7 protein-coding genes and 1 pseudogene are annotated in these 13699 nt (G+C 65.3%); 6 read left to right on the top strand and 2 right to left on the bottom strand.

The genetic code is table 11. From position 1 onward, the window contains the following. Window positions 1–12 precede the first annotated feature (12 nt). From OXG30_03690 to rpsA, 4 genes are all read left to right on the top strand, one after another. On the top strand, window positions 13–303 hold the full coding sequence (locus OXG30_03690) for a hypothetical protein (protein ID MCY4134000.1): 291 nt from the start codon (window positions 13–15) through the stop codon (window positions 301–303). Next, window positions 296–946, top strand: coding sequence for a response regulator (locus OXG30_03685; GenBank protein ID MCY4133999.1), 651 nt, complete (start codon window positions 296–298; stop codon window positions 944–946). Before OXG30_03690 ends, OXG30_03685 begins: the two co-directional genes overlap by 8 nt. After that, complete coding sequence (polA, locus tag OXG30_03680) at window positions 939–3653, top strand: DNA polymerase I (protein MCY4133998.1); 2715 nt, start codon at window positions 939–941, stop codon at window positions 3651–3653. Before OXG30_03685 ends, polA begins: the two co-directional genes overlap by 8 nt. Window positions 3654–3905: 252 nt before the next feature. Then, window positions 3906–5282: a 30S ribosomal protein S1 gene (gene rpsA / locus OXG30_03675; protein MCY4133997.1), complete on the top strand. Its 1377-nt coding sequence runs from the start codon at window positions 3906–3908 to the stop codon at window positions 5280–5282. Window positions 5283–5327: 45 nt separating this feature from the next. On the opposite strand, the gene uvrB is transcribed toward rpsA, so the two are convergent. After that, window positions 5328–7337: an excinuclease ABC subunit UvrB gene (uvrB, locus tag OXG30_03670; protein ID MCY4133996.1), complete on the bottom strand. Its 2010-nt coding sequence runs from the start codon at window positions 7335–7337 to the stop codon at window positions 5328–5330. A gap of 79 nt (window positions 7338–7416) precedes the next feature. Continuing rightward, the gene (locus OXG30_03665) at window positions 7417–9396 is read right to left on the bottom strand and encodes an FAD-dependent oxidoreductase (protein ID MCY4133995.1); all 1980 of its coding nucleotides are present in this window, start codon (window positions 9394–9396) and stop codon (window positions 7417–7419) included. Between the two features lie 80 nt (window positions 9397–9476). On the opposite strand from OXG30_03665, the gene uvrA reads away from it, so the two are divergent. Together uvrA and OXG30_03655 are read left to right on the top strand one after the other, a co-directional pair. Further along, on the top strand, window positions 9477–12335 hold the full coding sequence (gene uvrA, locus OXG30_03660) for an excinuclease ABC subunit UvrA (protein ID MCY4133994.1): 2859 nt from the start codon (window positions 9477–9479) through the stop codon (window positions 12333–12335). A 68-nt stretch (window positions 12336–12403) separates the two neighbouring features. Beyond that, window positions 12404–13537 (top strand): annotated as a pseudogene (locus OXG30_03655) (DUF839 domain-containing protein). Window positions 13538–13699: the final 162 nt, after the last annotated feature.

Here is a 13699-nt window from a genome sequence, read left to right as displayed (position 1 = left end):
TAGCATCGGATCGTGGTCCAGAACAGGGCAGAGCGGCGGTTGGCCGAGTTGGCCGACCGGTTGAAGCGGCTGAGGGCCGACCTAGAGGTGGTCGAGGAGCAGTGCCTTCATTTTGAGGATCTGGCCGACGATGCCCGCCTGCGGGCGCTGGTTTCAGAGACCCCGGCCGCCGAGCGCCAGCACCGCGACGCCGCACGCCAGGCGGAGACCATGGTCCGGCACCGCGCCCGCCTGTTCGACGAGATACACAACCTGGAGCAACAACAAGACGAACTGCTCGACAAGTTCTACTCCGATGTCTGATCCGTCGGCCCTACCCGGCACCGCTTCGACCGATGAACCGGTGCGGATCGTGTTAGCCGAGGACGAGGCCATCATCCGCCTGGATTTGCGCGAGACCTTGGAAGAAGAGGGCTACGAGGTGGTGGGTGAGACCAGCCGGGGCGACCAAGTGCTGGACCTCGTGCGGGAGAAGCGTCCCCATGTGGCCATCTTGGACGTGAAGATGCCGGGCACCGACGGAATCACCGTCGCCAGTCAGATCCGCGACGAGCGGCTGTGCGCGGTGTTGCTGCTTACCGCGTTCAGCCAGCGGGATCTGATCGCCCGGGCGGCCGACGCCGGCGCGCTGGCCTATCTGGTGAAGCCCTTTGAGCGGGCTGAGCTGGTGCCCGCGGTGGAGGTTGCCCTGGTGCGGTTCAAGGAGCTGAAGGAGCTCAACCACCAAGTCGAGCGGGCCGAGGCCCGGCTGGAGGCCCGCAAGGCCATTGACCGGGCCAAAGGCCGATTGATGGACGTCGCCTCCATGTCGGAGGCCGATGCCTACAGCCACATCCAGCACCAGGCCATGGGCGAGCGCCGGTCGATGGCCGAGGTGGCCGCCGAGATCGTTGAGATGAGCGCCGATCAGCTGAAGGCGCTGGGCGGAGGCCCGAAAGATGGCTGAGTCGGGCACGGTCATGCTGGTTGACGGCAACTCGCTGGCCTACCGGGCCTTCTTCGCCCTGCCCGAGGACATGACCACCGCCAGCGGCCAGGTGACCAACGCGGTGTACGGATTCACCATGATGCTCTTGACGCTGCTGCGCGACCACCGCCCCGACCGGGTGGCGGTGGCCTTCGACCGTCCCGAGTCCACCTTCCGCCACGAGCGGATCTCCAGTTACAAGGCCAATCGCCGCGAGACCCCTGACACCCTCCGACAGCAGATGGGACTGGTCCGCCAGCTGGTTGACACACTCAAAATCACCTCAGTGGAACACGCCGGGGTGGAGGCCGACGACGTGATAGCCACCTTGGCCACTCAGGCCCGCGACCGGGGCCTGGACGTGATCGTGGTGACCGGCGACCGGGACGCCTACCAGCTGGTGGAGGATCCCCACGTCCGAGTGCTCTACAACAAGCGGGGCGTGTCCGACTACGCCCTGTACGACGAGGCCGGCATCGAGGAGCGCACCGGAGTGAAGCCGGCCGACTACGTGGCCTACGCCGCACTGCGGGGGGACACTTCCGACAACCTGCCCGGCGTGAACGGGGTGGGGGAGAAGACCGCGGCCAAGTTGATCAACGCCTACGGCGGCATCGACGAGCTGTATCAGCACCTGGGGGACCAGACTCCCAAGCTTCAAGAGAACCTGGGCGAGGCCCAAGACCGGGTGACCATGAACCTGGAGCTGATGGAGCTGCTGCGCGACGTCCCCTTGGAGGTGGGCGTGGAAGATCTGGATATCGGCCAGCCCGATCCCTCTGAAGTCAAGGATCTGTTCGATTTCTTGGAATTCCGCAGATTCGGCGAGTTCGTGGCCGACGTGCTGGGCGTGGAGCTGGGCGGTGCCGAAGACGGGGCCGGCGCACTGGAGGCGACCGTGGACGCCCTGTCCACCGCAGATGCCGCGGCCAATACGCTGAACGGCCTAGCGGCCGCTTCGGAACCGGTGGCGCTGGCGCCGGCCTGGGGCGAACCGCTCGATCCCCGCCAGCCCCACCGCTGCGAGCTGCTGGGGATTGCCCTGTCCGCTGATCTCGAAGCGGGGAAGGCGGTATGGCTGCCGGCCGATCTGTTGGAGACGTCGGGACACGGAGCTCTGGCCGGGTTGTTCGGCGAGGGAAATCCCTTCATTGCCCACGATGCCAAGCCACTTGTCTTGTGGCTGCTGTCGAGAGGCATAGATGCCACTGGGCTGGTCTTGGACACTCGGATAGCGGCTTATCTGCTGGACCCCGCCAGCGGACGCTACGAACTGAGCGACTTGATGCGCACCCACACGTCGATGGAGCTCCCGGTGGCCGATCAGTCTGACGAAGGACGGCTGTTCGGCGACAAGTCCGGCGAATCAGTGGATACCTCGGTGCAGGCTGGGCTCCAGGCTCTGGCCGTGGCCCATTTGGCCGCCCCCCTGCTGGCGGCGTTGGACGCCCAAGGGCTGAAGGGCTTGAACGACGACATGGAAGTACCCCTGGTGCGGGTGCTGGCCCGCATGGAGCATGTGGGCATCGGGGTGGATGTGGAGGGACTGACTCGTCTGCGAGACCGGCTGGCCTCAGAAGCCGAGCGGCTTCGGGTGTCGGTGATCGATACGGCCGGCGAGGGGAGCTTCAATGTGAACTCCTCCAAACAGGTGGGCGAGCTGCTGTTCGAGAGGCTTGGGCTGCCCCCCCAGAAGAAGACCCGGACCGGGGCCTACTCCACCGACGCCGCCACACTGGAGAAGCTGCGGGGCGAGCATCCGATAGTGGACGAATTACTGGATTACCGGGAGGTGGAGAAGCTGCGCTCCACCTATGGCGAGGGACTGGTGGCCGCAGTGGGGATCGAGCCCGACAACCGCATCCGGGCCACCTTCAACCAGACGGTGGCCCGCACCGGCCGGCTCAGCTCCGATGCCCCCAACCTGCACAACATCCCGGTGCGCACCGAGACCGGCCGGGTATTCCGAGAGGTGTTCGTGGCCGCCGACGAGTGCATCCTTCTGGTGGCCGACTACAACCAGATCGAGTTGCGCTGCATTGCCCATCTGGCCGAGGATCCTGGCCTGATCGAAGCCTTCGAGTCCGGCCAGGACGTACACACCTCCGTTGCCGCCCAGGTATTCGGAATCGACCCAGCCGCGGTGGGCATCGAGGAAAGATCCACCGCCAAGATGGTGTCCTACGGTCTGGCCTATGGGATGGAGGCCTACGGCTTGGGCCAGCGGCTCAACATCCCCACCCGGGAGGCCGGTGTGATTCTCGACGCATACTTCATGGCGTTCCCCGCCCTGAGGGAGTACATGGACCGAACAGTGGCCGAGGCCCGGACTCGGGGCTACACCGAGACCCTGTTCGGTCGACGGCGCAGGATCCCTGAGATCAACTCGCGCAATGCCCGGCTCCGCCAGGCCGCTGAGCGCCAGGCCATGAACTCCGGGATCCAGGGCCTGGCCGCCGACATCTTCAAGGTTGCCCTGGTCAGGCTCGACCACGCTTTGGACGAACGGGGGTTCGACAGTCGGATCATCCTCCAGGTCCACGACGAGGTGATCTTGGAAGTCCCCGAGGACGAGCACGGCGACGTGGCCGACCTCACGGTTGACACCATGGCCCGGGCCTTCCCGCTGCGGGTCCCCCTCGAGGTGCATCTGTCGTCTGGGCGCACCTGGGCCGACGCCAAGTAGGTAACCCCAACTAGCCAGGCCCAAGTAGCCAGGGCCGGGGGTGGCTGTTAGCATTGACGGGCCGGTTCAGGCTGCTGAGCCGCGCCCATTGTCCCATCTACTTCCTCCTGTGAGGCTCAATCCAACGTGTCCGAACCCGATACCGCACCATCCGCCCCGCCAGCCGCCACCGCTGTGCTCGATGCCCCCGAAGGAGTGGGGACATTTGACAAAGAGGGCAACTACATCCCCCGCCAGATCACCGATCAGGACATAGACGATCAGCACCTCGAGGACGCCTACGCATCGACCATGGTGCAGGTGGAAGACGGACAGATTGTCTCCGGCAAAGTGGTCAAGATCGACCGCGACGAAGTGCTGCTGGACATTGGGTTCAAGGCCGAGGGGATCATCCCGTCCCGAGAGCTGGACATAAGCAATGTGATCGATCCTGGCGAGGTTGTCGCGCTGGGAGAGGTGATCGAGGCCCTGGTGCTCCAGAAGGAGGACAAGGACGGCCACTTGATCCTGTCCAAGAAGCGGGCCCAGTACGAGCGGGCCTGGGGCGACATCGAGGAGACCAAGGAGAAGGACGGCACCGTCTCGGGCAAGGTGATCGAGGTGGTCAAGGGCGGGCTCATCTTGAACATCGGCCTGCGGGGCTTTTTGCCCGCCTCGCTGGTGGAGCTGCGCCGGGTGCGGGATCTCCAGCCCTACATCGGCCAGACCCTGGAAGCCAAGATCATCGAGCTGGACAAGAACCGCAACAACGTGGTGCTGTCCCGCCGGGCCTGGCTGGAGGAGACCGAGAAGGAGCAGCGCGAGGCATTCTTGGACAATCTCAAGCCAGGCGAGCGCCGCAGCGGTGTGGTGTCTTCGGTGGTCAACTTCGGGGCATTCGTCGACCTGGGCGGCATGGACGGTCTGGTCCACGTGTCCGAGTTGTCCTGGAAGCACGTCGACCATCCCAGCGCCGTGGTGCAGGTGGGCGACGAGATCGAGGTCCAGGTGCTGGAAGTGGACCTCGACCGGGAGCGCATCAGCCTGTCGCTGAAGGCCACCCAGCAAGACCCCTGGCAGGAGTTCGCCTCCAGCCACCAGGTGGGCGAGCTGGTGTACGGGCGGGTCACCAAGCTGGTGCCGTTCGGAGCCTTCGTCCAGGTGGGCGAGAGCATCGAGGGCCTGGTCCACATTTCGGAGATTTCCTCCCATCACATCGATCTGCCCGAGCAGGTGGTCACCCCCGGCGAGGAGCTGTGGGTGAAGATCATCGACCTCGACATCAACCGGCGCCGCATAAGCCTGTCCATCAAGCAGGCGGCCGAGGGCGGCGTGGTGGCGGCCGAGTTCCAAGAGCACTTCGGCGAGCACGCCTACGACGCCGAGGGCAACTACATCGGTGCGGCAACCGAGGATGTGGCCGCCGACGAAGATCTGGCGTGGGCCGAGTACTACTCCGATTCCGGCGAGGCCCTCGAATCCGCTCCCGCCGAGCATGAGGGCGAAGGCGGCTCAGAGGCTCCCGAAGCTCCCGCCGAGCATGAGGGCAACGACGGCTCAGAGGCTCTCGAAGCTCCCGCCGAGCATGAGGGCGAAGGCGGCTCAGAGGCTCCCGAAGCGGTCATCGAGGAGCCGGTCGAGCATACCTAAGCGAAGGCTGCCCCAAGAGGAAGCCTTTCTGGAAGAGAGCTGACCTCAGGCCATTGCCCGAAGGTCGCGCTGCAAGTCCTTGATCTCGTCGCGCAGACGGGCGGCGTATTCGAACTTCAGGTCGGTGGCGGCCTCGTTCATCTCCTCGGTCAGGGTGTGGATGAGGCGCTCGATTCCGCCGGAGTCCAAGTCGATCACATCGGGGCGCCGCCGCGATTGATCCATGGTGCGGGAGCGCTGGCTGCCTCCGGGAATGGGCGCCCCGTCCTCAGCGGGGCGCAGCTCGGCCAGGATGTCGCTGACTGCCTTGCGGATGGTTTGGGGGTTGATGCCGTGCTGCTCGTTGAACGCCTGCTGCAATCCCCGCCGCCGATGGGTCTCGGAGATGGCCCGTCTCATGGAATCGGTCACCATATCGGCGTACATGATCACCTGGCCGTCTACGTTGCGGGCTGCCCGGCCGATGGTTTGGATTAGCGAGGTCTCACTGCGCAGGAATCCCTCTTTGTCGGCATCCAGAATGGCCACCAGCGACACTTCGGGCAGGTCGAGCCCCTCCCGCAGCAGGTTGATACCCACCAACACGTCGAATTCGCCTAGCCGCAGGTCCCGCAGAATTTCGATCCTCTCGATGGTGTCCACCTCGCTGTGCAAGTAGCGGACCTGCACGCCCAGTTCCAGCAGATACTCGGTGAGATCCTCGGCCATCTTCTTGGTCAGCGTGGTTACCAGCACCCGCTGGCCTCGCTCGGTGCGGTCTTCGATGAGCTTCATCAGGTCGTCGATCTGGCCCTTGGTGGGGCGCACCTGCACTTCGGGGTCCACTAGACCAGTTGGCCGCACGATCTGCTCCACCACCTGGGCGGACACGCCGATCTCATAGTCGCTAGGAGTGGCCGACAGAAATACCACTTGGCCCACCCGCTCCATAACTTCCTCGAAACGCAGCGGGCGGTTGTCCACCGCTGACGGCAGCCGGAAGCCGTGGTCCACCAGGGTGTTCTTGCGGCTCCGGTCGCCCTCGTACTGGCCGTGAAGTTGGGGCACTGCCACGTGGGACTCATCGATCACGGTGATGAAGTCGTCGGGGAAGTAGTCCAATAACGTGTAGGGCCGCTCCCCGGGTGACCGCCCATCGATGTGGCGGGAATAGTTCTCGATGCCGTTGCAGAACCCGATCTCCTGCATCATCTCCAGGTCGTAGGTGGTACGCATCCGCAGCCGCTGGGCCTCCAGCAGCTTGCCCTCCTTCTCGAAATAGGCCAGCCGCTCCTGGAGCTCGATCTCGATCCCCTCCATGGCCTGGCGCATCCGCTCCTCGCCGGCTACATAGTGGGTGGCCGGGAAGACGACGACCTCGCTCAACGAGTGGAGCCGCTCCCCGGTCACCGGGTCGACGGTGGTTATCTGCTCCACCTCGTCGCCGAATAGCTGAATGCGAACCACAAACTCCTCATACGCAGGGTGAACCTCGATGACGTCGCCCCGCACCCGGAAACGGCCCCTCACCAGATTGGTGTCGTTGCGCTCGTACTGCATGTCCACCAGCCGGCGCAGCAGGTCCCGCTGGTCGTAGCTCTCGCCCACCTTGGAAATGCACAGCAGGTTCTTGTACTCGTCGGGGCCTCCCAGTCCGTAGATGCACGACACCGAGGCCACCACGATCACGTCTCGGCGGGTCAGCAGGGCCTCGGTGGTGGAGTGGCGCAGCCGGTCGATCTCGTCGTTGACTGACGAGTCTTTCTCGATGTAGGTGTCGGAGGCCGGCATGTAGGCCTCGGGTTGGTAGTAGTCGTAGTACGACACGAAGTACTCCACCCGGTTGCTGGGGAAGAACTCCCGCATCTCATTGGCCAACTGGGCGGCCAGCGACTTGTTGGGGGCCAGCACCAGGGTGGGGCGCTGCACCTGCTCGATGGTCCAGGCCACCGTTGCGCTCTTGCCCGACCCGGTGATTCCCAGGAGCGTCTGGAATCGGTCCCCGCGATTCAACCCCTCCGAAAGCTGGCCGATGGCTTTGGGCTGATCACCCGCCGGCTCGAACGACGACACCATCCGAAACGCAGCGTTCCCCAAGTTGCTCACCTATGCGATGCTACCGACCAATCCGGTTCTTGCCGTCGATGACGGTGCCTTAGATCTCCCGTCCGACCCGGGCCCCGGCGTGGATGGCGGCCATGATGCTGTTGGTTCCGTTCACGTCGCCCACCAGGTGCATGTTGAACGGTGGGGTGTCTGTCTGATCCGACATTTCGGCTTGCAAGTGGTCGGCCAGCTCGCGGTTGCAGTCGTGGTAGCTGACGATCACCACAGTGTCGGCCTCGAAGCGTCGCTCGGTGTAGGTGCCCAGGTCGCGGGTCACAACTGCTTCTGGGGTGATCTCCCTCAGCGCCACTGCGGGGGTGAACGAGAACGCCCCCGCGAACAGCCGCTCCCGGCTGGCCTCGACGGTGGCGGCTGGGTACAGGATCGTCGCCCCAAGCTGCTCGTGGCGGCTGAGGAATGTCACCTCTGCTCCTGCGGCCATAAGGGCGTCGCACACCGAGATGGCCTCGAACGTGCCGGTGTCGTCGTAGACGATTGCCCTTTGGCCGATAGCGGCCCGACCCCCGAATCCCAGCACCTCCCAACTGGTGCAAACGTGGGGCAGGTCGGCGCCGGGAACCGGCGTCGACGGCGCGGAGATCTGGAAGCCGCGCCGGGGGGTGGTGCCGGTGGCGATGATGAGCTCGTCGGGCCGCTCATCGGCCACCACGTCGGGATCGACGGGGGAGCGGAGCTTCACGGCCACCCCCAGGCGGTCGAGCTCGTCGGCCAAGAACGCGGTGATCGCCCCCAGGTCGGAACGGGGCGGCGCTGAAGCGGCTATGCAGACCTGGCCGCCCAACTCGCCGGTCATCTCGTAGAGAACCACTTCGTGACCCATCAGCGCCGCGGTGCGGGCCGTCTCCAGGCCTGCCGGTCCGCCCCCGGCCACCAGCACCCGCTTGGGCTGGGTCGCTCGGTCGGCTGGCTCGAACGGCACCGAAGACTCCTGCCCCGCGGCGGCATTCACTACACAGCGCATCTTTCCCGCCACCATGAACCGGGCCACGCATCCCACCGACGTGCCGATGCACGGGCGGATCTCGTTCTCCCGGCCGTCGCGGGCCTTGGCCACCAGTTCGGGGTCGGCGATCATTCCCCGGACGATTGACACCAGATCGGCTACGCCGCTCTTGATCAGATGCTCGGCATGGTCGAGGGTGGTGATGCGGCCGGTGACGATGGTGGGCACGTCCACCGCCGCAGTCACCACTTCGCTGGCGGGCACCTCGTAACCCAGCCTCTCGTCCAGCGTGGACAACAGCCGGTGGAATCGCCAGTACGACGACAGTGACACATCCAGGAAGTCGATATCGGGCTCCACCAGTTTGGCGATGGCGGCGGCTTCATCCGGTTCAACTCCGCCCTCGATCTGGTCGTCGGCTGAGATTCGTAGGCCCACGGGGAAGCCGGGGCTGGTCTCGGCCCGGATGGCGACCAGGATCTCCCTCAGGAACCGGACGCGGTTCTCCAGGCTCCCGCCGTAGTTGTCGTCGCGCAGGTTGGTGGCGGGGGAGAGGAACTGGCCGATCAGGTAGCCGTGGGCGCCATGGAGTTCCACCCCGTCGAGTCCGCCCTCTTCGCACCTGTGGGCCGCCGCGGCGAATGCCTCCACCAGTTCGTCGATCATCGCGGTGGTCAACTCCTGGGGGACCACGCCCACCATCGGGCTGGGGATGGCGCTGGGGGCCAGGGGTTGCTGGTAGTTCTGTAGCGACCGCTGTTCGATGGCTGCGCCCCCGTGCCAAAGCTGCTGGAACACCTTGCCCCCAGCGGCATGAATGCGGGCGGCCATCTCCTCATAGAACGGCAGCACTCGATCGGCGAACACCGGGATGTCGGTTGGAGAGGACGGGTGGACGCCGGCGATCTGGAGAACGGTCAGGGCCGCGCCTCCCTTGGCCCGGGCCTCGTGGTAGGCGATCAGATCCTCGCCCACGGAGCCGGTGCTGTGGGCGGCCCGGACGATGCGGTTGGGCAGCGTGCAACCGCCGATGTCGAGCGGCTGGAACACATGGGGGTAGGGCATGGGGCTATTCAGGTCTCTTTTCTGCGACTCTTTCCATCTCTCCTGTCTCAATTGTCAGCGCGGGCCGATAAGTTCACTGCGTGGCCGACGAGATCGTCATCCATGGGGCGCGTGAGCACAACCTGCGCGACGTCTATCTGACGATACCCCGCGACAAGCTCATCGTATTCACCGGCATCTCCGGGTCGGGAAAGTCGTCGCTGGCCTTCGACACCATCTACGCCGAGGGCCAGCGCCGATATGTGGAGTCGCTGTCGGCCTACGCCCGCCAATTCCTGGGCCAGATGGACAAGCCCGACGTGGACTTCATCGACGGCTTGTCCCCGGCCATCTCCATCGATCAGAAGAGCGCCTCCCGCAATCCCCGATCCACAGTGGGGACGATCACCGAGGTGTACGACTACCTGCGGCTGCTGTTTGCCCGCATCGGCATCCCCCACGACCCCGAGACTGGCGAGCGGCTGGTGCGCCAGACCCCCCAGCAGATCGTCGACCGGGTGATGGAGATGGACGAGAACACTAGGTTCCAGGTGCTGGCCCCTGTGGTGCGAGGGCGCAAGGGCACCTATGACACCCTGTTGGCCGAGCTGTCCTCCGACGGATTCGCCCGGGCCATCGTCGACGGTGATCTGATCGAGCTGGACAACGGCATCGACGACCTGGACCTGGCCCGATACGAGATGCACAGCATCTCGGTGGTGGTCGACCGGCTGATTATGCGCGAGGGCATCGAGCGGCGGCTCACCGAGTCGATGGAGACGGCCCTGGGGCTGGCCGAGGGCGTGGCCGAGCTTATGGTCATGCCACAAGACCCCGACTCCGACGAGGAGCCCCAGACCATCACGTTCTCCCAGCACCTGTCCCGGCCCTCCGACGGCAAGTCGTTCGAGGAACTGGCCCCCCGCAACTTCTCCTTCAACTCGCCGTACGGAGCGTGCCAGTCGTGCGACGGGCTGGGTTCGGTATTCGAGGTCGACCCCCAGCTGGTGATACCCGACCCCGACCTGGCTCTGGTGGATGGGGCCATCGCCCCGTGGGCCAAGGGCCACAACCAGTACTTCAAGCGCCTGGTGGAATCGGTGGCCGAAGATCGGGACATCCCCATGGACGAGCCGTGGGGGAGCCTCGACCGCAAGCACCACGATCTGCTGCTGTACGGCAAGGGCATCTCCGGCCAGCGCACCGAGGTCCGCTTCCGCAACCGCTATGGGAGAGTCCGCCGCTACAACGCCCGCTACGAGGGGGTCATCCCCTATCTCCAGCGCCGCCATAGCGAGTCGGACTCCGACGCGGTGCGGGCTCAGATCGAGGGGTACATGCGGGAGGTGCCCTGTTCGACGTGCCAAGGCGCCCGGCTCAACCCGCTGTCGCTGGCGGTGACCGTGGACAACCGCACCATCGACGAGGTGTGCTCACTGTCGATCCGGGACTCAGCGGCCGTCCTAGCCTCGCTGGAGCTGTCGGAGCGAGATCAGGCCATCGCCGGACAGGTGCTCAAGGAGATCAATGCCCGGCTCAAGTTCCTGCTCGATGTGGGGCTGGAGTATCTGACTCTGGGCCGCTCGGCCGGCACCCTGAGTGGGGGAGAGGCTCAGCGCATCCGGCTGGCGTCGCAGATCGGCAGCGGCCTCGTCGGGGTGCTCTATGTGCTGGACGAGCCCTCCATCGGCCTGCACCAGCGGGACAACCGCCGGCTCATCGACACCCTGGAGCGGATGCGAGATCTGGGCAACACCGTGCTGGTGGTGGAGCATGACGAGGAGACGGTGCGGGTGGCCGACCACGTGGTGGACATCGGCCCCGGCGCCGGCGAGCACGGCGGCACGGTGGTCCACTCCGGCACGGTGGCCGGCCTGATGAAGAACAAGGGGTCGCTCACCGGCCAGTACCTGTCGGGAAAGAAGTCGATCCCGATTCCCGAGCAGCGGCGGAATCCAGGCGACGACTGGCTCACCATCCGGGGCGCTCGGGAGCACAATCTGGCTGACATAGACATCGATATCCCCCTGGGCTGTTTCGTGACCGTGACCGGGGTGTCGGGGTCGGGCAAGTCCACCCTGGTCAACGACATCTTGTACCGGTCGCTGATGCAGCGCATCTACAAGTCGAAGATCCCGCCTGGACTTCACAAGGGCATCGACGGCACCGAGGCCCTCGACAAGGTGATCAACATCGACCAGCAGCCCATCGGCCGCACCCCCCGGTCGAACCCGGCCACCTACACCAGCGTGTTCGACCACATCCGCAAGCTGTTCGCCCAGACCCCCGAGTCCCGGGTGCGGGGCTACATGCCGGGCCGGTTCTCCTTCAACGTGAAGGGCGGCCGCTGCGAGGCCTGCTCGGGCGACGGCACCATCAAAATCGAGATGCATTTTTTGCCCGACGTGTACGTGCCCTGCGAGGTGTGCAAGGGGGCCCGCTACAACCGCGACACCCTCGACATCGAGTTCAAGGGCAAGACCATCTCCGAAGTGCTGGACATGTCGTGCGCCGACGCTCTGGAGTTCTTCGGCAACCAACCGGCCATCACCCGTCACATGCAGACCCTGGTGGACGTGGGGCTCGGCTACATCCGCCTGGGCCAGCCCGCGCCCACGCTGTCGGGCGGCGAGGCCCAGCGGGTGAAGCTGGCCTCGGAGTTGGCCAAGCGCCCCACCGGCCACACCATCTACATCCTCGACGAGCCCACCACCGGATTGCACTTCGATGACGTCCGCAAGCTGCTGGCCGTGCTCAGCCGCCTGGTGGATCAGGGCAACACCGTACTGGTGATCGAGCACAACCTCGACGTGGTCAAGACCGCCGACTGGATCGTGGACCTCGGCCCCGAGGGCGGGGACAACGGCGGCACCGTGGTCGCCGAGGGCCCTCCCGAGCTGGTGGCCCGCTCCGACCACAGCTACACCGGCAAGTTCCTCCGGCCCGTGCTGGGTATATGAAGGCGCTGCGGCTTCGGGTACCGACAAGCACACAGGCAGATTCCTGGCTGACTCATTAGGCTCCGCCCATGGATAGACGAGACTTCTTGCGGGCCGCCGTTGTTGCTACTGGCGGCGCCGTCACTGTTCCACTGGTCGGCAGCGCAGTCGGTGCCCAGCCCGGCCCCGGCCCTTACGGCAGCCTCGACGGCATTGAGCCTGATGAGAACGGCATCCTTCTGCCCCCGGGCTTTACTTCTCGGATTGTGGCGATGGCCGGCGAGCCAGTGGGCAAATCCGACTATCGGTGGCTTGTCTATCCCGACGGAGCGGCTGTGTTCGACGACGGCGAGGGTGGCTGGTACCACACGGTCAACAGTGAGGTGTTCCTTTCGGGTTTTGCCGGTGTCTCCGCCATTCACTACGGCCCCGACGGAGAAATCCTCGACGCCTACCGGCTGCTGGGAGAAAGCAACGCCAATTGCGGCGGCGGTCCTACCCCATGGGGCACCTTCTTGTCAGGCGAGGAGGACTTCAGCGGCTACGGCGTGATCTGGGAATGCGACCCGACGGGGGCCACACCGTCGATGTCCCGCCCGGCCATGGGGATCTTCACCCACGAGGCGGCCGCGGTCGACCACGACCGCCAGCAGGTGTACATGACCGAGGACCAGTACGACGGGCTGTTCTACCGGTTCACGCCGTCCAACTACCCCGATTTGAGCGAGGGATTGCTCGAAGCTGCCCGCGTCGAGGAGGACGGTTCCGTTACCTGGATCGAAATACCCGACCCGTCGGCGAGCGAGACACTTACCCGCCATCAGCTGACCGATGAGGCGACAGCGTTCTTGGGCGGGGAAGGCATTTGGTACCACGACGACGTGGTGTTCTGGTCGACCAAGTTCGACAACATCATCCATGCCATCAATACCGCAGAGCAGACCTACAGCCGGATCTATGAGGCTGATCCGGACATGGTGGCCGACGGCACCGCAATTCTGTCGGGAGTGGACAACCTCACCGTGGACGGCGGCAGCGGCGACGTGTACGTGGCCGAAGACGGCGGCAACATGGAGATCGTCATCATCACCCCCGAGGGCGAGGTCGCTCCGTTTCTGCGCGTCGTAGACCAGGATGGGTCGGAGATCACCGGACCGGTGTTCAATCCCCGGCGCGACCGCCTGTATTTCTCCAGCCAGCGCGGTCCGGCCCCCAACAATGCCGAGGATGTGATGCCGGAATCGGTGATCAAGGGGAACCACACCGGCATCACCTATGAGGTGACTGGACCCTTCCGCGGTATCGTGCCCGAGCCCGAGCCAACCCCGACGGCGACACCAACGGTGGTCACCACCCCCACGGCCGCCCCGACGCCGGCCCCAACT

The sequence above is a fragment of the bacterium genome (assembly GCA_026708015.1).
GTDB lineage: Bacteria > Actinomycetota > Acidimicrobiia > Acidimicrobiales > Bin134 > Poriferisocius.
Note: the sequence above shows the minus strand (reverse complement) of the source record. Positions and strands in the feature narration are given on the sequence as shown.

Coding starts and splice junctions, on each gene's coding strand:
- OXG30_03685 (MCY4133999.1), top strand. CDS start 296: ATGTCTGATCCGTCGGCCCTACCCGGCACCGCTTCGACCGATGAACCG.
- polA (MCY4133998.1), top strand. CDS start 939: ATGGCTGAGTCGGGCACGGTCATGCTGGTTGACGGCAACTCGCTGGCC.
- uvrB (MCY4133996.1), bottom strand. CDS start 7,337: ATGGTGTCGTCGTTCGAGCCGGCGGGTGATCAGCCCAAAGCCATCGGC.
- OXG30_03665 (MCY4133995.1), bottom strand. CDS start 9,396: ATGCCCTACCCCCATGTGTTCCAGCCGCTCGACATCGGCGGTTGCACG.